Source organism: Brevundimonas sp. AC546, from assembly GCF_979258305.1.
In genome coordinates, this window is sequence record NZ_OZ409849.1 from 226498 (window position 1) to 245596 (window position 19099).

23 protein-coding genes and 1 tRNA gene are annotated in these 19099 nt (G+C 65.6%); 14 read left to right on the forward strand and 10 right to left on the reverse strand.

Annotated elements, in window-relative coordinates; all coding sequences use genetic code 11:
* Positions 1-4: 4 nt before the first annotated feature.
* The 5 genes from ACZZZD_RS01180 to ACZZZD_RS01200 all read right to left on the reverse strand — a co-directional run bounded on the left by ACZZZD_RS01180 (position 5) and on the right by ACZZZD_RS01200 (position 5505).
* A complete protein-coding gene (locus ACZZZD_RS01180; protein ID WP_463431872.1) occupies positions 5-1492 on the reverse strand; it encodes a Ppx/GppA phosphatase family protein in 1488 nt (495 codons plus the stop codon).
* On the reverse strand, positions 1492-3708 hold the full coding sequence (locus tag ACZZZD_RS01185) for an RNA degradosome polyphosphate kinase (protein WP_463431874.1): 2217 nt from the start codon (positions 3706-3708) through the stop codon (positions 1492-1494). Before ACZZZD_RS01185 ends, ACZZZD_RS01180 begins: the two co-directional genes overlap by 1 nt.
* A gap of 97 nt (positions 3709-3805) precedes the next feature.
* Positions 3806-4309, reverse strand: coding sequence for a DUF3617 domain-containing protein (locus ACZZZD_RS01190; RefSeq protein WP_463431876.1), 504 nt, complete (start codon positions 4307-4309; stop codon positions 3806-3808).
* A 132-nt stretch (positions 4310-4441) separates the two neighbouring features.
* The gene (locus ACZZZD_RS01195; protein WP_463431878.1) at positions 4442-5131 is read right to left on the reverse strand and encodes a P-loop NTPase family protein; all 690 of its coding nucleotides are present in this window, start codon (positions 5129-5131) and stop codon (positions 4442-4444) included.
* A gap of 86 nt (positions 5132-5217) precedes the next feature.
* Entirely contained in the window at positions 5218-5505 is a 288-nt protein-coding gene (locus ACZZZD_RS01200; RefSeq protein WP_463431880.1) for a YciI family protein, read from the reverse strand.
* A gap of 164 nt (positions 5506-5669) precedes the next feature.
* Here ACZZZD_RS01200 and aspS point away from each other — a divergent pair, with 164 nt between their 5' ends.
* The 8 genes from aspS (at position 5670) to rplA (ending at position 11716) form a co-directional block, all read left to right on the forward strand.
* Positions 5670-7502: an aspartate--tRNA ligase gene (aspS, locus tag ACZZZD_RS01205; RefSeq protein WP_463436053.1), complete on the forward strand. Its 1833-nt coding sequence runs from the start codon at positions 5670-5672 to the stop codon at positions 7500-7502.
* 148 nt (positions 7503-7650) lie between these two features.
* On the forward strand, positions 7651-7785 hold the full coding sequence (locus tag ACZZZD_RS01210; RefSeq protein WP_280643891.1) for a hypothetical protein: 135 nt from the start codon (positions 7651-7653) through the stop codon (positions 7783-7785).
* Positions 7786-7881: 96 nt separating this feature from the next.
* Entirely contained in the window at positions 7882-9216 is a 1335-nt protein-coding gene (locus ACZZZD_RS01215; RefSeq protein ID WP_463431883.1) for a hemolysin family protein, read from the forward strand.
* Positions 9217-9311: 95 nt separating this feature from the next.
* Positions 9312-9387 (forward strand) — tRNA-Trp (locus ACZZZD_RS01220).
* A gap of 70 nt (positions 9388-9457) precedes the next feature.
* Entirely contained in the window at positions 9458-9772 is a 315-nt protein-coding gene (gene secE / locus ACZZZD_RS01225) for a preprotein translocase subunit SecE (RefSeq protein ID WP_159844902.1), read from the forward strand.
* 13 nt (positions 9773-9785) lie between these two features.
* Positions 9786-10361, forward strand: a complete 576-nt coding sequence (gene nusG, locus ACZZZD_RS01230; RefSeq protein ID WP_346495953.1) for a transcription termination/antitermination protein NusG — start codon at positions 9786-9788, stop codon at positions 10359-10361.
* A gap of 230 nt (positions 10362-10591) precedes the next feature.
* Complete coding sequence (rplK, locus tag ACZZZD_RS01235) at positions 10592-11023, forward strand: 50S ribosomal protein L11 (protein WP_135193053.1); 432 nt, start codon at positions 10592-10594, stop codon at positions 11021-11023.
* 3 nt (positions 11024-11026) lie between these two features.
* Positions 11027-11716, forward strand: a complete 690-nt coding sequence (gene rplA / locus ACZZZD_RS01240) for a 50S ribosomal protein L1 (protein WP_159844895.1) — start codon at positions 11027-11029, stop codon at positions 11714-11716.
* Positions 11717-11846: 130 nt separating this feature from the next.
* Here the strand turns inward: rplA and ACZZZD_RS01245 are convergent, their stop codons facing one another.
* Together ACZZZD_RS01245 and ACZZZD_RS01250 are read right to left on the reverse strand one after the other, a co-directional pair.
* Positions 11847-12338, reverse strand: a complete 492-nt coding sequence (locus ACZZZD_RS01245) for a nuclear transport factor 2 family protein (RefSeq protein WP_463431889.1) — start codon at positions 12336-12338, stop codon at positions 11847-11849.
* Between the two features lie 10 nt (positions 12339-12348).
* A complete protein-coding gene (locus ACZZZD_RS01250) occupies positions 12349-12957 on the reverse strand; it encodes an NAD(P)-dependent oxidoreductase (RefSeq protein WP_463431891.1) in 609 nt (202 codons plus the stop codon).
* Between the two features lie 53 nt (positions 12958-13010).
* Between ACZZZD_RS01250 and ACZZZD_RS01255 the strand changes: the two genes are divergently transcribed.
* The 4 genes from ACZZZD_RS01255 (at position 13011) to ACZZZD_RS01270 (ending at position 15791) form a co-directional block, all read left to right on the forward strand.
* Positions 13011-13427 (forward strand): winged helix-turn-helix transcriptional regulator, encoded by a 417-nt coding sequence (locus tag ACZZZD_RS01255; RefSeq protein WP_463431893.1) that lies wholly within the window; start codon positions 13011-13013, stop codon positions 13425-13427.
* A gap of 90 nt (positions 13428-13517) precedes the next feature.
* On the forward strand, positions 13518-14591 hold the full coding sequence (locus ACZZZD_RS01260) for an AI-2E family transporter (RefSeq protein WP_463431895.1): 1074 nt from the start codon (positions 13518-13520) through the stop codon (positions 14589-14591).
* A gap of 123 nt (positions 14592-14714) precedes the next feature.
* Positions 14715-15164 (forward strand): NUDIX hydrolase, encoded by a 450-nt coding sequence (locus ACZZZD_RS01265; RefSeq protein ID WP_463431897.1) that lies wholly within the window; start codon positions 14715-14717, stop codon positions 15162-15164.
* 69 nt (positions 15165-15233) lie between these two features.
* Positions 15234-15791, forward strand: coding sequence for a DUF2059 domain-containing protein (locus ACZZZD_RS01270; RefSeq protein ID WP_463431899.1), 558 nt, complete (start codon positions 15234-15236; stop codon positions 15789-15791).
* Here ACZZZD_RS01270 and ACZZZD_RS01275 read toward each other — a convergent pair.
* Entirely contained in the window at positions 15788-16495 is a 708-nt protein-coding gene (locus ACZZZD_RS01275) for a glutathione S-transferase (RefSeq protein WP_463431901.1), read from the reverse strand. The genes ACZZZD_RS01270 and ACZZZD_RS01275 overlap by 4 nt on opposite strands.
* 318 nt (positions 16496-16813) lie before the next feature.
* Between ACZZZD_RS01275 and rplJ the strand changes: the two genes are divergently transcribed.
* Together rplJ and rplL are read left to right on the forward strand one after the other, a co-directional pair.
* Positions 16814-17329 carry a 50S ribosomal protein L10 gene (gene rplJ, locus ACZZZD_RS01280; protein ID WP_135193046.1) on the forward strand — a complete coding sequence of 172 codons (516 nt, stop codon included), beginning with the start codon at positions 16814-16816 and terminating at the stop codon, positions 17327-17329.
* Positions 17330-17391: 62 nt separating this feature from the next.
* On the forward strand, positions 17392-17775 hold the full coding sequence (gene rplL / locus ACZZZD_RS01285) for a 50S ribosomal protein L7/L12 (RefSeq protein ID WP_135193045.1): 384 nt from the start codon (positions 17392-17394) through the stop codon (positions 17773-17775).
* Between the two features lie 114 nt (positions 17776-17889).
* Here rplL and ACZZZD_RS01290 read toward each other — a convergent pair whose 3' ends face one another.
* Together ACZZZD_RS01290 and ACZZZD_RS01295 are read right to left on the reverse strand one after the other, a co-directional pair.
* Positions 17890-18156, reverse strand: coding sequence for a hypothetical protein (locus ACZZZD_RS01290; RefSeq protein WP_463431905.1), 267 nt, complete (start codon positions 18154-18156; stop codon positions 17890-17892).
* Between the two features lie 10 nt (positions 18157-18166).
* Entirely contained in the window at positions 18167-19078 is a 912-nt protein-coding gene (locus ACZZZD_RS01295; protein ID WP_463431907.1) for a CE1 family esterase, read from the reverse strand.
* Positions 19079-19099 lie beyond the last annotated feature (21 nt).

Consider the following 19099-nt stretch of genomic DNA (forward strand, 5'->3'; position numbering starts at 1 on the left):
GTCGTTAGATTTTCAATCCCAGGTCCATCGCTTCGGCCAGGGCCTTGGCGCGCTTCCTGGTCTGTTCGCCCAGCAGGACGTCGGCATAGCCTTCGGTCGCCGTCAGGCGCAGGTCGCCGCCCTTCACCTTGGCGGTCGCATTGGCCAGCAGTTGCGGCGAGCGGCCCGACAGGTCGCAGGCCAGGCGGATGGCCAGGCCGATGGCGCGGGCGCGTTTGGCGGCGTCGCCGTTCAGCAGCCGGTCGATGATCTCGGGCTGGGGCGTGGCGGGACCGCCGCCGTAGCGGGCGTTCATGGCGCTGGCCAGAAAGGCGCGCTCCATGTGGCTGATGCCGGCGACCGGCGCGCGTAGCACCTGGTCGAACACCAGTTCCAGCCGGTGATCGGGATGCAGCCGCGCGCCCAGATCCGCCAGGCGACAGGCAGCGCCGACCAGAACCGCGTCGCGTTCCTCGCCAAAGACCTCTGGCAGAGCGGCGACGATCTCGGAAATCCAGCCGTTCAGCGCGCCGGGCAGGGCTGGGGCCACGCCCTGTCGGCCGCCCAGCGCCGTGCAGCCCGCCAGCAGCGGATCGGCCGTGCGCGTCGCCTCGTCCAGCGTCTCGAACAACAGGCCCTCGCGCACGCCCCAGGCCGACATCTCGATCTGTTTCAAGCCCAGGTGCTTGATCAGCCCCTCCAGCACCAGTCCGGCGTAGGGCAGGGTCTCGGCCCGCTTCTTGGAAACGCCGGGCAGTTTGGCCAGGCCCGCCGCCGACTGCTGGGCCACCAGACGCGCGGTCTCCAGAGCGTCCTCGGCCGACATCTGATACTGATGCACCACCTTCAGCGGATAGGATTTCAGCGCCATCTGCACCTGAGCCAGGGTGCGCCAGGCGCCGCCGACGGCATAGAGGCGATCGCTCTGGAACTGGGCAGCGACGGGTTTCAGCGTCTGGTCGATGCGGGTCTTGATGCGTTCGGCGTCGAACCCCTTGCCCTCGGCCAAGGCGAACGGCCCCAGCGGCAGGGTCAGGCCGTGTTCGACCCCATTTCCATTCAACCGCGTCAGCTCCAGGCTGGCGCCGCCCATGTCAGCCGAGACGCCGTGCGCCATCGGCGCGCCGGCCAGCACGCCCATGGCGGCGTATTTCGCCTCTTCTTCGCCAGTCAGGACGCGGATATTCAACCCCGTCTCGGCCGCCACACGCTCGCAGAACTCCGGCCCGTCAATGGCCTCGCGCACGGCGGCGGTGGCGGCGATCAGGGTCGTGTCGGGGCGAACCCCTTCCAGCACGGCGGCGAAGCGGCGCAGCGCCGTCATCGCCATGACGACGCCGTCGGGCGACAGCTTGCGGGTCGTCGGCAGGTCGCGGCCCAGGCCGGCCAGCACCTTCTCGTTATAGACGGTCCAGATCGCCCGGCCTTCCAGCCGGTACAGCACCAGGCGCACCGAGTTGGAACCGATGTCGATCGCGGCGATGTCGCGGTCGGTAAGCGTGTCGGTGGGCATCAGCGGCCCGGACGCTCGTAACGCAGGACGGCAGGCAGGCTCTTGGCCTTGCGGCCGCGTCCCGACAGGCTGGGATTAGTCATGAAGTATTTGTGGGCCGAGAACGGCCGCTCCGGGTCCGCAGGGGTGACGCGTGTATAGCGCCCCTCGGCGTCAAGCACCCAGCTTTGCGCGTCGTCCTTCAGGTTCGCGACCATGATCTGGTCCAGCACCTGATCGTGGACGGTGGCGTTGCGGATCGGCGTCATCAGCTCCACCCGGCGGTCCAGGTTGCGCGTCATCCAGTCGGCCGAGGAGATGAAGACCTTGGCCTTGTCGTGCGGCAGGTCCTTGCCGTTGGCGAAACAGACAATGCGGCTGTGTTCCAGGAAACGGCCGACGATGGATTTGACCCGGATATTCTCCGACAGGCCCGTCACGCCGGGCCGCAGGCAGCAGATGCCGCGCACCACCAGGTCGATACGCACGCCCCACTGGCTGGCGCGATAAAGCGCGTCGATGATCTCGACATCCACCAGCGAGTTCAGCTTGACCCAGATGGCCGCCGGCTTGCCCATGGCGGCGGCCGACATCTCCTTGCCGATCAGCTCGATCAGCGTGGACTTCATGTTCAGCGGCGAGACGACCACCGCCTCCAGATGGTCCGGCGTGGCGTAGCCGGTGATGTAGTTGAACACCTTGGTCGCGTCGCGTCCCAGCACCGGGTCGCAGCTGAACAGCGACAGGTCGGTGTAAACCTTGGCCGTGACCGGGTGATAGTTGCCGGTGCCGAAGTGGCAATAGGTCTTCAGGGCCTCACCCTCGCGCCGCACGACGACGCTCAGCTTGGCGTGCGTCTTGTATTCGACGAAGCCGAAGACGACGTGGACGCCGGCCCGCTCCATCGCCCGCGCCCACCGCAGGTTGGCTTCTTCGTCGAACCGAGCCTTCAACTCGACCAGGGCGGTGACGTTCTTGCCGTTCTCTGCCGCCTCGATCAGGGCCGCGACGATGGGGCTGTCCTTGGAGGTCCGGTACAGCGTCTGTTTGATGGCGATCACGTTGGGGTCGCGCGCCGCCTGACGCAGGAACTGAACCACCACGTCGAAGCTCTCGAACGGGTGGTGGATCAGCAGGTCCTTCTCGCGGATGGCCGCGAAGACGTCGCCGCCGTTATCGCGCACGCGTTCGGGATAGCGGGGCTCATAGCCCTTGAACTTCAGGTCCGGGTGGCCGCCGCCGATCAGGTCCGACAGCTGGGCCAGGCCCAGCATGCCGTCGACCAGAACCACGTCCTGGGGCGCGGCCTCCAGTTCGCCGACGATGAAGTCGCGCAGGTCGGACGGCATGGACGCCTCGATCTTGACCCGCACGACCGAGCCCAGGCGACGCTGCTTCAGCGCCTCCTCGAACTCCAGCACCAGGTCCTCGGCCTCTTCCTCGATCTCGATGTCCGAATCGCGGATCAGGCGCAGCACGCCCTTCTCCATGACGTCACAGCCGGGGAACAGATGGTCGATGAACAGCAGCAGCACGTTTTCCAGCGTGATGAACCGTTTGTGCCCGGGCGTGGACCGGCCGTCGGTGGGCAGTTGCCAGAACCGCTGCACCTGGGTCGGCACCGGCACCAGTGCGTAGAAGGTCTTGGTCTCGCCCTTGCGCTTCAGCTTCAGCGCCAGCGAGAAACCCAGGTTGGGCAGGAAGGGGAAGGGGTGCGCCGGGTCGATGGCCAGCGGAGTCAGGACCGCGAACAGCTGGTTGAGGAATTCGGGCTCCAGCCGATCCTTCTCGGTTTTGGTGATCTTCTGGCGATCGACGACCTCGATCCCGGCCGTGGTGAGTTCCTTCTTCAGCTGACGCCAGCGCAGCTGCTGCTCGGCCATCAGCTCGCCGGCGGCGATGTTGATCTGCTCCAGTTGCTCGCCTGGCGTCAGGCCGTCGGCGGACAGGACGCGCACCCGTTCGCGCAACTGGCCCTTCAGGCCGGCGACGCGGGTCATGAAGAACTCGTCCAGGTTATTGGCCGAGATGGACAGGAAGCGCAGACGCTCCAGCAGTGGGTGATTGGCGTTCGCCGCCTCTTCCAGCACGCGCTCGTTGAACGCCAGCCACGAGATCTCCCGATTGAAGAACCGGGTCGGCGAGGCCATCAGCTCTTCGCTGAGCGCCAGTTGAGGGGCGCGAGAGGCGGGAACCTCCTCGCCTCGGGTGTCGTCATGGATGGCGGCGTCGGTCATGATCCGGTTCTCGCCCGCGTCTGTGACGGCCGCAAGCGGGCGCGGCGAAAATCGTGAGATGATCGGGGCGACGCGGTGTCACCCCGATCCCCTTCGATTACTGAACCACGGCGTTCGGCGCGACCCCGGCGGGGCAGTCGCCCAGGCGTTTGGCGTCCACGCTCATCTTCATTTCGGCCATCGTGGGCGGGACGTTGGCGCCGCTGGTCTTGGTGGTGATATCCACCTTGTAGGCGGTGCGCATGTCGCCCGTGACCTTGCCGTCCGAGGTGACGGTCATGCCCTGGGCGTTACAGACCGAATGGAATTCGGCCCCGCCGGGCGCGGATTTGACCGTGTTCTCGCTACAGGTCACGCCGGCTTGCGGGGCGTTGAAGGGGTTGGAACCCGGCGCCGTTTCGCCGACACAGATCTTCACCGTCATCGGTTGCGGCATCTGGGCGCCGGACACGGTCTGTTGCCACAGGCCCGGTTCGGGCGCGGCGAGGGCGGCGGGCGTGGCCGCAGCAGGCTCGCCATTGGCGGCGGTCTTGGTTTCTTCTGAGTTGGAACAGGCCGCGAGCAGGGCGACGGCGGAAATCAGGACAAGCTGAACACGCATTTGGACGTTTCCTGTTTGTGGAGCGCTTTGCCGCTCCGCAGGCTCAACGACAGGGCCAAGCTGTGCGTTCAAAATCCACGCGCGATTTCACGGCAAAGCTGTGCATATCCCGATATGTGGGCTTTGTCGGCTTCAGGCCTCGATGTCGAGCGGGCCATCCATCGCGTCCAGCACCTGGCGAGCCAAGACGCGGGTGACCGGGCGATGCAGGGCGTCCAGCCGCTCCACCACGACGGCGGCGGTGTCGGCCGACCGGTCCAGACGACGCACCAGATAGTCGATCACGTCGTCGGCTGGGGTGATGCTGCGCGCGGCGAACCGGGCGCGCAGGATGGCCGACAGGACGGCGTCGTCGGGCGCGGCGATGCAGACGGTGCGCACAGCGTCCAGGCGCGAGCGCAGGTCGGGCAGATCCACCGACCACTGACGCGGCGCTGAGCGCGACACCAGCAGCAGGGCGCCGCCTCCCGAGTTGGCCAGGTTGATCAGGTGAAACAGGCTCTCGTCATCCGCATCGGCCGCCCGGTCCAGCAGCACGGGCCGGCCCTCCAGCTCCAGCGGATCGATCAGGGCGGCCTCGGCGCCGTTCAGCGGCACGGCCCCGACCCGTTCGGCCCATTCGGCGGCGAGGCGGCTCTTGCCCGATCCCGCCGGGCCATGCAGGGCCAGCACCGCCCCCGCGCCATCGGGCCAGCGCGCCAGCACGCGCACGGCCTCGGCGTTGCTGTCCGAGGTCACGAAGGCCTCGCCCACGACGTGACGCTCCAGCGGCAGACGCAGCTGTTCGGCGGTCGGACGGGGCAGGGCGCTCAGCGCGGTCATGCCCCCGTCTTAGCAGAGGCCAGGGTTAACCGCGTCAGCCCGCCTCTGTTGGTTCCGGGGAGCGAACCTCGCCCCTGTGGATGGAATCAGGCGAATTCGACCAAGGCGGGGTTCAACTTGCCCGCCTTGAACTCGGTGACCGTGTAGTCGGCCAAGCCGTGGACCTGGAACGGGTCGGCCTTCAGCAGGACCTCCAGTTCTTCCTTCGTCCCCCCGCTGCGCACCACCAGAATGCCGCCGGTGCGCGGAACCATCGGTCCGGCGGCGATGACCAGACCGCTAGCGACATGGGTGTCCAGCCATTCGCGGTGCTCGACCGTCTTGGCCTCGATGGCTTCGATCGGCTGGGTGTAGGTGATGGTGACGATGAACATGGCGGCCTCGGGTGGGACAGGAGCGCCAGCTATCATGCTTGGCGACAGGCTTTGCAACGGCTGAAACCTTGACTTTCCGGGGCGATGATGCGCCCTACGCCGCTTCGATTTCGGGCGCCGACGGCGTCGGATTCCACCGCCAGATACTCCAGACGGTTCGTTTCATGCACGCCTATCGCTCTCACACCTGCGGCGCCCTGCGCGCCTCCGACGCCGGTTCCGCCGTTCGCCTGTCCGGCTGGGTGCACAGGAAGCGCGACCACGGCGGCCTGCTGTTCATCGACTTGCGCGACCACTACGGCCTGACGCAGCTGGTGCTGCACCCCGAGACGCCCGGCTTCGCCGCCGTGGAGCGCCTGCGCGCCGAGAGCGTGATCAAGATCGACGGCGAGGTCGTGGCTCGCGAGGCCGGGGTGGTGAACCCCAACCTGCCGACCGGCGAGATCGAAGTCCGCGTCCAGGGCGTTGAGGTCCTGTCGGAAGCCGCCGAACTGCCGATGCCGGTCTTCGGCGATCAGGAGTATCCCGAGGACATCCGCCTGGCCAACCGCTTCCTGGATCTGCGTCGCGAGCGCCTGCACAAGAACATCGTGCTGCGCTCCAGGGTCATCTCCTCAATCCGCCAGCGCATGGTCGCCCAGGGCTTCCTGGAGTACCAGACCCCGATCCTGACGGCCTCGTCACCGGAAGGCGCACGCGACTTCCTGGTGCCGTCGCGTCTGCATCCGGGCAAGTTCTATGCGCTGCCGCAGGCGCCGCAGCAGTTCAAGCAGCTGCTGATGGTCTCGGGCTTCGACCGCTATTTCCAGATCGCCCCCTGCTTCCGCGACGAAGACCTGCGCGCCGACCGTTCGCTGGAATTCTACCAGCTCGACGTCGAGATGAGCTTCGTGACCCAGGAAGACGTCTTCGCCGCCATCGAGCCGCTGATGCACGGCGTGTTCGAGGAGTTTGGCGACGGCAAGCCGGTGTCGCCCATCGACGGCGCCCATGTCTTCACCAACGATTTCGGCGAGACGTTCGAGCACAAGGGTTTCGAGCGCCTGACCTACGCCCAGTCGATGGCCTGGTATGGTTCGGACAAGCCGGACCTGCGGAACCCGATCAAGATGCAGGTGGTGTCCGACCACTTCCGCGACGGTGGTTTCGGCCTGTTCGCCAAGATCCTGGGCGCGGACGACAAGAACGCCGTCTGGGCCATCCCGGCGCCGACCGGCGGTTCGCGCGCCTTCTGCGACCGTATGAACTCCTGGGCGCAGGGCGAGGGCCAGCCGGGCCTGGGCTATATCTTCTGGTCGGAAGACCAGGGCGCCTGGGGCGGTCCCATCGCCAAGAACCTGGGACAGGAGCCGACCGAGACCCTGATGGCCTCGCTGGGCCTGGGCCAGGGCGACGCCGCCTTCTTCACCGCCGGTCTGCCGTCGGTCTTCGCCAAGTTCGCCGGCCTTGCCCGCACTCGCGTGGGCACGGAGCTGAAGCTGATCGACGAGAACCAGTTCAAGTTCTGCTGGATCGTCGACTTCCCCATGTTCGAATGGTCGGAAGAAGAGAAGAAGGTCGACTTCAGCCACAACCCCTTCTCGATGCCGCAAGGGGGGCTGGAAGCCCTGGAAGGTCAGGATCCGTTGACCATCCGCGCCTATCAGTACGACATCGTCTGCAACGGCTATGAGCTGTGCTCGGGGGCGATCCGGAACCACAAGGCCGAGATCATGCTCAAGGCCTTCGAGATCGCCGGCTATGACGCCTCGGTGGTCGAGGAACAGTTCGGCGGCATGCTGAACGCCTTCCGCTACGGCGCGCCCCCGCACGGCGGTCTGGCCCCCGGCATCGACCGCATCGTCATGCTGCTGGCCGGCGAAACGGCCATCCGCGAGGTCATCGCCTTCCCGCTGAACCAGCAGGGCGAGGACCTGCTGATGAACGCCCCGACCGAGGCGGAAGAACGCCAGCTCAAGGACGTTCACATCCGCACGGCCCTGCCGATCAAGGTCTGATCGGAGCAGCACCAAATACGACAAAGGGGACGCCGCGAGGCGTCCCCTTTTTGCTGCACGCGTCATTCGCGTTCAGGGCGAGCGTTGTTGCCTGCAACCGGAAACCGGGGTTTACGTTCGGATCGGACGTTAATCTTTCGGTAACCAAATGCGACGCGCCATCCGCCTGGGTCTTTTCATCGGCACCGTCCTGGGCATGAGCGCCTGTGCGACCCAGTATGATGCGGACGGGCGGCCGGTTTCGGGGGCTTACGGCTCGGTCGATGCGGGGCGGGCGGGCTGAGGCGCAAAGGAAAACGTGGCGCTGGTCGCGATCCTGCCCTATTGTAGCGCTGCGGACGCCGAATGTTGCGCCGCGTCGGTCCCCACACCCCCCTAGATGTTACTCATCGCTATTGTCGTCGTTCTGCTCCTGGTGGTGCTCAACGGCTTGTTCGCCATGACTGAATTGGCGGTCGTCTCCTCGCGGAAATCCAAACTCCAGGCGAGGGCGGAACGGGGAGACCGGGGGGCCAAGGCGGCGTTGAAGCTGTCAGAAGAACCGACTCAGTTCCTGTCCGCCGTCCAGGTGGGCATCACCCTGATCGGCATTCTGGCGGGCGCCTACGGCCAGGCGACCATCGCCGGCGAGCTGGACCGCATTCTGGAAGTCGCCTTTCCGGCGCTGACCGCCTACACCGAATTCTTCGCCACGGCCCTGGTGGTCGTGTGCATCACCTATGTGTCGCTGATCATCGGCGAACTGGTGCCGAAACGTATCGCCTTGATCTTCCCCGAGGCGGTGGCGTCCAAGATGGCGGGGCCGATCTCCAAGCTGGCGATCGTGCTGAAGCCCTTCGTCCTGCTGCTGACGGCCTCGACCTCGGGCATCCTCAAGCTCTTGGGCGTCAAGGACCGCGACGGTTCGGACGTGACCCAGGAAGAGGTGGCGACCATCCTGGCGGAAGGCACCTCGGCCGGCCTGATCGAGCCCGAAGAACAGGTGATGATCGAGGAGATCCTGCGCCTGGGCGACCGCCCGGTGCGGGTGGCCATGACGCCGCGCCACGACGTGTTCTGGATCGCGCTGGACGACCCCGAAGAGATGCTGCGCGAAGAGATTCGCACCTGCCCCTATTCGCGGATCGTGGTGGCGCGCGAGAGCGACGTCGATAATCCGCTCGGCGTGGTCCACAAGAAGGACCTGCTGGACAGCCTGCTGACGCACGGCAAGTTCGACATCGAGCCGCTGGTCGCCGAACCGGCCTTCATTCCCCAGTCGACCTCGGTGCTGAAGGCGCTGGAGATCCTGAAGGGCTCCAAGGTCCATATGGCCTTCATCGTCGATGAATACGGCGCCTTCGAAGGCGTGGTGACGGCGACCGACATCCTGGAAATGATCGCCGGCGACTTCAACGAGGGTCACGACGAGGAACAGGCCTGGATCCATCAGCGCGCCGACGGCAGCTGGCTGGTCGACGGCCAGACCGATCTGGACGAACTGGCCGACAAGCTGGGCGAGAACTTCGGCGAGCACGAAGGCTATCACACTGTCGCCGGCCTGATTCTGCATCAGATCTCGCGCGTGCCGGACGAGGGCGAAGTGCTGCAGGTCGGACGATTCGAGGTCGAGGTCGTGGACATGGACGACCGCCGCATCGACAAGCTGATCTTCAAGGAACTGGTCAAAGCCCAGGACGAGCGGGCCGCCATCGCCGCGCATCTGGAAGACTAGTCGCAAGTGTCACATCGCCCTTGAAATGCAGGGCGGTGTCGGGCATACGCCCCCCTCTGGCGAACGCACGGACCTCTGGGTTCGAGCGGTTGTCTAGGAGTTTAGCTCAGCTGGTAGAGCACCGGTCTCCAAAACCGGGGGTCGTGGGTTCGAGTCCCCCAACTCCTGCCAATCCCCCCTGTCGCTTCCGGATGGGACTTCCCATCTGGGGCGACAGGAACAATTGTGTGAAGAGCAACTGATGGCCAAGGCCAAAACTCCCGGCAAGCGGCCTCAGGGCAATGCAAAGCCGCAGATCGGCGCCAAGCCGCAAGCCGCGGGCGCCGCCGCCATCACGGTCGATTCGCCCGAGCCCAAGAAGCCTCGCACCAGCCCTGGCCAGTTCCTGAGCCAGGTTCGCGCCGAGGGCCGCAAGATCGTCTGGCCCAGCCGCAAGGAGACCTGGATCACCTCGGTGATGGTCTTCATCATGGTTATCATCGCCGCGATCTTCTTCTGGATCGTGGACACCGGCCTGGGCTTCGCCTTCCGCTACATCATCGCTCTCGGATCCTGAGAAAGACGCGCCCATGACCGATGCAGCGCCCGCAAAGCCAGCCAATCCGCGCCACAAGTGGTACATCGTCAACGCCTACTCGAACTTCGAGAAGAAGGTCGCCGAGCAGATCCGCGACCAGGCCAAGCAGCAGGGCCTGGAAGACGCCTTCTCCGAAATCCTGGTTCCGACCGAGGACGTCGTCGAGATTCGTCGCGGCCGCAAGGTGAACTCGGAACGCAAGTTCTTCCCCGGCTACGTGCTGGTGAAGATGGAAATGACCGACCAAGCCTATCACCTGGTCAAGAACACCCCGAAGGTCACCGGCTTCCTGGGCGCCGCGGGCGGCACCAAGCCCCTGCCGGTCTCGGAACGTGAAGTTCAGAACATCATCGGCCAGGTGGAAGAGGGCGTCGAACGTCCCAAGCCCACCATCCGCTTCGACATCGGCGAGAAGGTCAAGGTCATAGACGGCCCGTTCGCCAGCTTCGACGGTTCGGTCGAGAGCGTGGACGAAGAACACGCCCGCCTGCGCGTCGCCGTCTCCATCTTCGGCCGCGCCACGCCGGTCGAGCTGGAATACGCTCAGGTGGAGAAGGTCGCGGGCTGAGGCTCACGCATCCGTCGAGATTTTGAAGCCGCGTCCGAAAGGGCGCGGCTTTTCCGTTGTGGCGCTGAGAGGAGGGCGGCGCGTTGCCTTTGCGCCCCCTCTCTGTTACACGCGCGCCTTCGCTCGGCGGGCCTCGGTTCGTGGAGCGTCAAATCCGTGGGAGGCAGCCATGCCGGACCACGGCTCACCGGCCCTGCGTTTATCCGCCGGGTCATTCATAGGAGAGACCAATGGCCAAGAAGATTCTCGGCTATATCAAACTGCAAGTGCCGGCCGGTTCGGCCACGCCTTCGCCCCCGATCGGCCCGGCTCTGGGTCAACGCGGCGTGAACATCATGGGCTTCTGCAAGGAGTTCAACGCGCGCACCGAGAAGGAAGCCAAGGGCACCCCGCTTCCGACCGTGATCACCGTCTATCAGGACAAGTCGTTCACCTTCCTGACCAAGACGCCGCCGGCGACCTGGTACCTGAAGCAGGCCACGGGCCTGAAGTCGGGCTCCAAGCTGGTCGGTCGTGAGACGGCCGGTACGGTCAAGGTTTCGCAACTGCGCGAGATCGCTGAAAAGAAGATGAAAGATCTGAACGCGAACGACCTCGACGCCGCGACCAAGATCATCGAAGGCTCCGCCCGCGCGATGGGCCTCGAAGTGGTGGAGGGCTAAACCATGGCCAAGCAAACCAAGGCTCAAAAAGCCCGCACCGGCGTCAGCCAAGACCTGCTGCCGTTCTCCGACGCCATCAAGCTGGCCAAGGAAAACGCCAAGTCGAAGTTCGACGAATCCCTTGAGATCGCCGTCAACCTGGGCGTCGATCCCCGTCACGCCGACCAACAGGTCCGTGGCGTGGTGAACCTGCCGTCGGGTACGGGCCGTGACGTTCGCGTCGCCGTCTTCGCCAAGGACGCCAAGGCCGCCGAAGCCACCGCAGCCGGCGCCGAACACGTCGGCGCCGAAGATCTGTACGAGAAGATCGCCGGCGGCTTCATGGAGTTCGACCGCGTGATCGCGTCGCCGGACATGATGGCCCTGGTCGGCCGTCTGGGTAAGGTGCTGGGCCCGCGCGGCCTGATGCCGAACCCCAAGGTCGGCACCGTGACCCCGAACGTGGCCCAGGCCGTCAAGGACGCCAAGGGCGGCGCCGTCGAGTTCCGCGTCGAGAAGGCGGGCATCGTCCACGCCGGCATCGGCAAGGTCTCGTTCACCCAGGACGCCCTGGAAGCCAACGTGAAGGCCATCGTGGACGCCCTGGTGCGTTCCAAGCCGTCGGGCGCCAAGGGCACCTATGTGAAGCGTATCAGCCTGTCTTCGACGATGGGCCCGGGCTTCAAGGTCGACCCGTCCTCGCTGGGCGCTTGATCCGCACGACGCGTCGTTTGAGCCGACCCTGATCGGCCTCATGCAGCGCGAAGCGCGATAGGCCACGAAGAATGACGGCCCCGGAGAGCGATCTCCGGGGCCGTTTCTGTTGGGTGACGAGAGGCGGCGGTCAGTCCGCCTTGTCGCCCTGGAACATGGTGTTGCCGTTGGCGGTCGTGGTCGGGACATCCTGGATCACGTCGAAATGCTCGACGATCTTGCCGTTCTCGAGCCGGAAGATATCGACGATGGCGCGGCCGGGATCCTGCGGCGTCTCCTGCGAGTGCAGATGCAGGGCCACTAGGTCGCCGTCAGCCATGACGCGGTGGATGGTGACGTGCGACTGTGGATGCTCGCGGAAGAAGCCTTCGAAATAGCCGTAGAAGGCCGCCGCGCCGTTCGGGACTTGCGGATTGTGCTGGATATAGCGCTCGCCGATGTAGAGGCGGGCGGCCTCGGTCGGGCGATGCTGGTTGAAGGACAGGTCGTAGAAGGCGGTGACGACCTGGGCATTGGCCGCCTCGGTGGGCGTGCGGCCCTCGGTCGGCGTCTCGGCGGCGGCGGGCATCGACCCCGCCGCCAGACCCACAGCCATCAGACCTGCGATGAGCAGCGACTTCATATGACGATCCTCAATAGGCCGCGGTGAAGCGGGCGCGGCTGTGCTGGGGGTTTTCCAGCTCGTCCACCATGGCGATGGCATAGTCGGAAAAGCCGATCCTGCTCTCACCCTTGTCGTCCACGACCAGTTGGTCGCCGCCGGTGCGGTAACGGCCCAGGCGAGGCGTTTCCTCGATCACGGCGGCGGGCGAGAAGAAGGTCCAGTCGATGTCCGTCTCGTGGCGCAGGGCGTCCAGAAAGACGATGCCGCCCTGGGCAAAGGCCTTCCATTCCTCGGGGAACTCGGGCGTGTCGATCAGGCGGACGCCGGGCGCAACCTCCAGGCTGGCGGCGCCGCCGGTGACCAGCAGCCGCGGCACGCCTGCGGTCTTGAGCGCGCTCAGCACGGTCTCGGCGGGCACGTCGAAATGCAGGGCGCTGATGACGGCATCCGAACCCTTGATCAGGTCGGCCAGCACGGCGGCGTCCGAGGCGTCGCCCGCGACTGGCGTGACGCCGTCGGCGGCGGGGATGGCTTCGGGCTTTCGCGCGATGGCGGTGACGGTGTGACCGCGCGCGGCCAGCTCTTTGGTGATTTCCGAGCCGGCGCGACCGCTGGCGCCGAGGACTGCGACTTTCATGGAAGGCTCCTTTGGGTATCCAATGGATACCAGGTGCGCTATGGGATGCGACCATGCAAGACGGCACCTTTTCCACACCTGGTCACCCGCAGGAAACCTGGACGCGCGGCGACGTGTTCGCGGCGAACTGTCCGACGCGGCAGTTGCTCGACCGCATCGCTGACAAATGGAGCACCCTTGTCCTGATCGTGCTGGGCGAAGGACCGATCCGGTTCAATGCGCTGAAGCACCGGGTCGACGGCGTGTCGCAGAAGATGCTGAGCCAGACGCTGAAGTCGCTGGAGCGCGACGGTCTGGTGTCGCGATCCGTCGTGGCGACCGTGCCGGTTTCCGTGACCTATGCGGTGACGCCGCTGGGCTGCACCCTGATGGCCGCCATGCAGTCGATGATCGACTGGGCCGAGACCCAGATGCCTCAGGTCGCGGCGGCCCAGACGGCCTATGACGCGCGGTCGCCCGACCCCCAGTGACTTTATTATCGGGTGCGGCGAACGGCCACGCTCGACCTGCGTTCCTGTCGCGACCTTGAAGGGGGCGACATGTTCGGACTGGGAAGATTCATGGGCGACAAGCCCGGCGTAGGCGTGGGCGCCGGTGGGGGCGATCCGTGGAAGGGGCGGCTGGCGTTCGGCGCCATCGTCTTGGTCTCGGCCTATTTCGCGGTCCAACTGATCGTGACGCTGCAGACGCTGTGGCTGCTGATCTTCGGAGCCATCGTGGTCGCGGTGATCCTGCGGGCGTTGGCCGATCCTATCGTGCGCTGGCTGAAGGCACCGGACCCCCTGGCAGTGTTTCTGTCCCTGCTGATCGTGGTCGCCGTGCTGGCCGGCGTGCTGACGCTATTCGGGACGCAGATCGCCGAGCAGGTCGTGGCCCTGTCCGCCGTCGTGCCCCAGGGCTGGGCTCAGGTTCAGTCGTGGATACAGGCCCAACCCTACGCCGCCCAGATTCTGGACCAGCTGCAAGGCCTGGGCGGGCGCGCCGGTCAGGCGCTGCAGGTCGCGCAGAAGTTCGCACTGGGTTTCGCCTCGGGCATAACGACGATGGTGTTAGTGATCGTCGCCGGGGTGTTCCTGGCCATCGAGCCGGCCAAGTCGCGCGAGGGCCTGTTGTCCATGGTTCCGATGGATCGGCGGCCGCGTCTGCGCGAAGTGCTGAACAGTTGCGGCAAGGCGCTGAAGGGCTGGTTGAAGGCGCAGCTGTTCTCGATGGTGCTGGTGGGCACGCTGACGGGCGTAGGGCTGGCCATCATCGGCGTGCCCTCGGCGCTGGGTCTGGGGCTGCTGACGGGCCTTGCGCAGTTCGTGCCCATCGTCGGGCCGATCGTTTCGACCATTCCTGCGGTGCTGGTAGGAGCGACGCAGGGCTGGGAAACCGCCCTGATGACGCTGGCCCTCTATGTCGTGGTGTCCCAGCTCGAGAGCAACTTCATCACCCCGATGGTTCAGAAGAACGTGGCCAACCTCCCGGTCGTGCTGGGCATCTTCGCGGTCGTTGGGATCGGGACGCTGTTCGGACCGTTGGGGGTGTTGTTCGCCACGCCGCTGGCGCTGGTGCTGCATACTCTGGTCACCATGCTCTATCGACAGGATGTCCTGGGGGACCCCGATGCGAAGGCGCCCGGCGAAAAATAGGACGCATGCGTCAGTTCGCTTGACGCAGGCGGCGCCATCGCCTTTGGAACGGGCTGATCCTTTCGCTGGTGCAAAACGTCGCATGGCCTGTCCCAAGACCCGATCCTCGCGGAACCGCGCCTGATGCCGTCGGGCACCAAACGCACCGTGCGATCCGAGACCCGTCAGGTCGCCGCCCTGCCGTGGCGCCAGACGGAAGACGGTCGTCAGATCCTGATGATCACCTCCCGCGAGACGCGTCGCTGGGTCATCCCCAAGGGCGGACGGATGGTCGGCAAGACCGATCCCGAGGCGGCGGCGCAGGAGGCGATGGAAGAAGCTGGAGTGCGCGGCGAGATGGACCAGACCTCCATCGGCGTCTTCCGCTACGCCAAGGGCCTGAAGGACGGCGGCGCGCGCCAGTGCGTGGTCTCGGTCTATCCGCTTGAAGTGCTGGTCCAGCTAGGCGCTTGGCCCGAGGCGCACCAGCGCGAGCGGCGCTGGATGAGTCTGAGCGAGGCGGCGGACCTGGTGCACGAACCGGACCTGGCTGCCCTGATCCGCGACTTCGACGCAACGCCCCTGGAAGATTGAACAACCGACGGTCGATTTGGACTGGTCACATGGGATGAGCCTTGCCGATAAGGCGCGGGGGAGGCCATCATGACCATTATACGTAATCTGGCGCTGGGACTGACGCTCGGCCTGGCCGCGACGACGGCGCAGGCGCAGGACGACGAGGCGGGCGTCGTCAGGGAAGACCGGATCGAAGTTGTCGTGCGCCAGGACGACGGTCTCACGCGGCGCGAAACGTTGGCCCGCGAACTGATCGATTTGTCGGCAGGGCCGAACTTCGCCAAGGAATTCGAGCGTGCGATGACCGATATGCTGGGCAATGCCGACGGGAAAGGCGGCGACGAAGCTGCCTGGGTCAGGACCAACATGCCGCCGATGCTGACGCGTATGGTCAGTCGGCTGCTGGACGAGATGGCTCCGACCTATGCCGCGATCTTCACCGAGGAAGAGCTGCGTGGACAAATCGATTTTTATCGCAGTCCGGTAGGGCGCTCGGTCGCCACCAAAACCATATCGCTGAGTGTCGCTTTGCAGGAGGCTCAGACTGAAGCCGTGAGCAGCCTGTATGCGGAATTCTACGCCAAATACTGCGCCCGTTTCCAGTGCGGTGATGCGGGTCAGACGACAGCCAAGTCCACGCGCTAGCCGTCAAGTTCGGGGTAGCGGCGGAAGATGCCGTCCTCGTTGAAGGGGATGCGGCGCGGGCTGGCCAGGTAGCGGGCGATGCGGGGCAGGGCGGCGACGCGCTCGCGTACGGCGAACACGAGCGGCGTCGTCTTCAGGACCCGCGCCGACGCCTTGGGAAAGGCGTAGGTCAGGCCTTCGACGACCTGGAACAGCGACAGGTCGGCATAGGTCAGGTGGTCGCCCACCATCCAGTCCGAGCCGTGCGGGTTTCGGTTCAGCACATGTTCGGCCCAGCCCAGGAACTTGCCGATCCGCTCCTTGCGAAAGCTCTCGGCGCGGCGTGCCGCCTCAGGCTTCTGGTCGTCGTAATAGGCCATCAGATCCACCGGGTGATGGGTGTCGTGGGCCTCCGCGACCAGGTCGGCCAGGGTCAGCTGGATCTGGTTAAGCCAGGCGCGGTCGCTGTCGCCGTTCGGGCTGAGGCCCAGTTGCGGTCCCAGCCAAGCCAGGATGGCGGCGACCTGTCCGATGGTGCGGTCGCCCAGGCGCAGGAAGGGTGGGGCGAAGGACGGCGTGGCGGCCTGTTTCATCAGGGCTGTCATCGCCTTGCCATCGTCCTGGCGCGAGACATCGACATAGTCGGCGCCGGCCGCCTCCAGCGCCAGACGGACGAACTCACCCCGACCCTGGATGGTCGGCCAGTAGTAGAGTTCATAGGCCATGCGTTCGGCTCCTTGATTTCCTGTCGGGGTCCCTGTAAGAGCGCCGCTTCCCGTCACTGGTTCATTCCTTTGACGGTCCTGTCCGAGAACTTCGGGGCGTGGGGGTCACCCAAGCCATAACTGTCAGAGAGCCCTCTGACGCCGTGGGGAGATGGGGACGCGACCCTGCGCTGTCAGCCCGCATTCCGGGACGGACGCCGTCAGACGCATCCTTCGGACAATACGACCGGCCCGAACGTTTCGCAGCGATGCGCGGCGCTTTGGCCAATCCGTCGTCGGGAATAAGCCCGGCGGCGAATACCAAGACTGGAGACCGCAATGGACCGCGCTCAAAAAGCCGAGTCGATCGAAACGCTCAAGGGCGTATTCGCCGACGCCGGCTCCGTGGTCGTGACCCAAAACCTGGGTCTGACCGTTGCGGAAATGGAAGATCTGCGTGGTCGCCTTCGTAAAGAAGGCGGCGCGTTCAAGGTGGTCAAGAACCGCCTGGCGCTGAAGGCGCTCGAAGCCGAAGAAGGCAGCGAATTCCACGGCCTGTTCAAGGGTCCCGTGGGCATCGCCTATTCCGAGAACCCTGGTACGGCCGCCAAGGTCGCCACCGAGTTCGCCAAGGCCAATGATCGCTTCAAGATCATCGGCGGCTTCATGGGCGACACCGTCGTCGATCAAAAGGGCGTGGAAGTTCTTTCCAAGCTCCCGACGCTCGACGAAGTCCGCAGCCAACTCATCGGCCTGCTCAACGCGCCTGCGACTCGTATCGCTGGCGTGCTGCAAGCACCCGCCGGTCAGCTGGCTCGCGTGTTCAACGCCTACGCCACCAAGGAAGCCGCGTAAGCGGCCCAGCCTTTCATCTCTGCATCACTCTCTAAAACCAATCCTCCGAAGGAAAACTGACAATGGCTGATCTCGCCAAAATCGTCGAAGACCTGTCCGCTCTGACCGTTCTCGAAGCTGCTGAACTGTCGAAGCTGCTTGAAGAAAAGTGGGGCGTCAGCGCCGCTGCTCCCGTCGCCATGGCTGCTCCGGCTGCCGGTGGCGGCGCTCCGGCTGAAGCTGCCGAAGAGCAAACCGAATTCACCGTCGTCCTGCTGGACGGTGGCGACAAGAAGATCAACGTGATCAAGGAAGTCCGTGGCGTGCGTTCGGACCTGGGTCTGAAGGAAGCCAAGGACCTGGTCGAAGGCGCTCCGCAGAACGTCGTCGAGAACGTCTCCAAGCAGAACGCCGACGAAGTCGCCAAGAAGCTGACGGAAGCCGGCGCCAAGGTCCAGATCAAGTAAGATCTGACTTTCGGCATTTGCTGAATATCGGAAAGGCCCGGCGGGAAACCGCCGGGTCTTTTCTTTTGGCCTATCGCGCGTAGCGCTACTTGAGGCCGTCTGTGGACCTCTTGACTATCTGACTGTGCGGACGGCCAGGTAAGCTTCCTGTTCTGCGTGTTGGGCGTCGCTGAAGATCTGGTCGGTCAATCCGGGAACGGACTGATAGGGGCGCCAGCCATTGCGCTTGTTGCGGTAGGCCATCGCTTCCTCTTGTGTCGATGCGTGGAAGGCTTCGACAAAGCGAGCGTCGGGATCCCGGAGACGATCCCAGGTCTCACTGACGGCGGCGCAGTCCTGTGAGTTCGCAGTTTCCCAAATCTCAAATCTCAGCAGAGCCATTGGCCGGTTCCTAGCGGAGCGAACGGGCGGCGAAGAAGGCCCAGAGGGCGTCGTTGTCGGCGACCCAGCTGTGGCCGCCGCCGGCGGTAATGCGGCCCACCACGTCCGCGCCGTCGCGGCAGGCGGCGTAGCCTTCCTCATAGACCGTGTCGGCGACCCAGCGGGTGTCGCGCACCTGGGTGCAGCCGTTCGACTGGGCCCAGCGCTGTTCGGCGGCGTGCATGGTGTAATGCCAGTAGCCTGCGCCGCCGCCCTGGATCGGATTGGTCGTGTCGGCGTCGCCAGCGAAGGCGATGACCGGCATGGGGCGCGATGGGCGGCAGGTGGCGGGATCGGGCTCTTCCGGTCGGTCCTTGCTCGGATTGCCGGCGCGCAGGCCGACCACAGGGGCGATGGCGGCGAACCGGTCGGCGGCGACGCATCCCAGCCAGGAGGTCATTCGACCGCCGCCCGACAGGCCGGTGGCGTAGACGCGGCTGTCGTCGACGCAGCCCTGGTCCGCCAGATAGCGGATGGCGGTCGTCAGATAGGCGACGTCGTCGGCGTCGCGGGGGCCGGGAACGGCGCCGGTGATGGTCGGGACGCCGGGAATGTTCCAGACGAAGCCCCGCTCGACCGGGATGCCGGCGTCGGGCGCGGCGACGATGAAACCGTGCCTGTCCGCCGTTTCCGCCAGCCGAGACGAGGCCAGCATCTTCTCGCCCGTGCCGCCGCTGCCGTGCAGCAGGAAGACCAGGGGCGCGGGCTTGCTGGGGTCGAAACCGGCGGGCAGGTGGAGCAGCATCGTGCGGCCGGTGCGGCCGATGGCGACGGCTTGGGTCGCGCCCGCCTGGCCGATGGCGCAGGGCGCGGACGCCTGTGCGGTCTGACTGAAGGTCATCAGGCCCAGCAGGGCGGCGAACAGGCCGATCCAGCGCTTCATACGATTTCGCCTCTTGTGAAG

Coding starts and splice junctions, on each gene's coding strand:
- rplJ (WP_135193046.1), top strand. CDS start 16,814: ATGGACCGCGCTCAAAAAGCCGAGTCGATCGAAACGCTCAAGGGCGTA.
- ACZZZD_RS01275 (WP_463431901.1), bottom strand. CDS start 16,495: ATGGCCTATGAACTCTACTACTGGCCGACCATCCAGGGTCGGGGTGAG.
- ACZZZD_RS01265 (WP_463431897.1), top strand. CDS start 14,715: ATGCCGTCGGGCACCAAACGCACCGTGCGATCCGAGACCCGTCAGGTC.
- ACZZZD_RS01245 (WP_463431889.1), bottom strand. CDS start 12,338: ATGAAGTCGCTGCTCATCGCAGGTCTGATGGCTGTGGGTCTGGCGGCG.
- ACZZZD_RS01200 (WP_463431880.1), bottom strand. CDS start 5,505: ATGTTCATCGTCACCATCACCTACACCCAGCCGATCGAAGCCATCGAG.
- ACZZZD_RS01260 (WP_463431895.1), top strand. CDS start 13,518: ATGGGCGACAAGCCCGGCGTAGGCGTGGGCGCCGGTGGGGGCGATCCG.
- ACZZZD_RS01195 (WP_463431878.1), bottom strand. CDS start 5,131: ATGACCGCGCTGAGCGCCCTGCCCCGTCCGACCGCCGAACAGCTGCGT.
- rplK (WP_135193053.1), top strand. CDS start 10,592: ATGGCCAAGAAGATTCTCGGCTATATCAAACTGCAAGTGCCGGCCGGT.
- ACZZZD_RS01185 (WP_463431874.1), bottom strand. CDS start 3,708: ATGACCGACGCCGCCATCCATGACGACACCCGAGGCGAGGAGGTTCCC.
- ACZZZD_RS01190 (WP_463431876.1), bottom strand. CDS start 4,309: ATGCGTGTTCAGCTTGTCCTGATTTCCGCCGTCGCCCTGCTCGCGGCC.
- ACZZZD_RS01295 (WP_463431907.1), bottom strand. CDS start 19,078: ATGAAGCGCTGGATCGGCCTGTTCGCCGCCCTGCTGGGCCTGATGACC.
- rplL (WP_135193045.1), top strand. CDS start 17,392: ATGGCTGATCTCGCCAAAATCGTCGAAGACCTGTCCGCTCTGACCGTT.
- ACZZZD_RS01250 (WP_463431891.1), bottom strand. CDS start 12,957: ATGAAAGTCGCAGTCCTCGGCGCCAGCGGTCGCGCCGGCTCGGAAATC.
- ACZZZD_RS01210 (WP_280643891.1), top strand. CDS start 7,651: ATGCGACGCGCCATCCGCCTGGGTCTTTTCATCGGCACCGTCCTGGGC.
- ACZZZD_RS01180 (WP_463431872.1), bottom strand. CDS start 1,492: ATGCCCACCGACACGCTTACCGACCGCGACATCGCCGCGATCGACATC.
- secE (WP_159844902.1), top strand. CDS start 9,458: ATGGCCAAGGCCAAAACTCCCGGCAAGCGGCCTCAGGGCAATGCAAAG.
- aspS (WP_463436053.1), top strand. CDS start 5,670: ATGCACGCCTATCGCTCTCACACCTGCGGCGCCCTGCGCGCCTCCGAC.
- ACZZZD_RS01215 (WP_463431883.1), top strand. CDS start 7,882: ATGTTACTCATCGCTATTGTCGTCGTTCTGCTCCTGGTGGTGCTCAAC.
- ACZZZD_RS01290 (WP_463431905.1), bottom strand. CDS start 18,156: ATGGCTCTGCTGAGATTTGAGATTTGGGAAACTGCGAACTCACAGGAC.
- ACZZZD_RS01255 (WP_463431893.1), top strand. CDS start 13,011: ATGCAAGACGGCACCTTTTCCACACCTGGTCACCCGCAGGAAACCTGG.
- rplA (WP_159844895.1), top strand. CDS start 11,027: ATGGCCAAGCAAACCAAGGCTCAAAAAGCCCGCACCGGCGTCAGCCAA.
- ACZZZD_RS01270 (WP_463431899.1), top strand. CDS start 15,234: ATGACCATTATACGTAATCTGGCGCTGGGACTGACGCTCGGCCTGGCC.
- nusG (WP_346495953.1), top strand. CDS start 9,786: ATGACCGATGCAGCGCCCGCAAAGCCAGCCAATCCGCGCCACAAGTGG.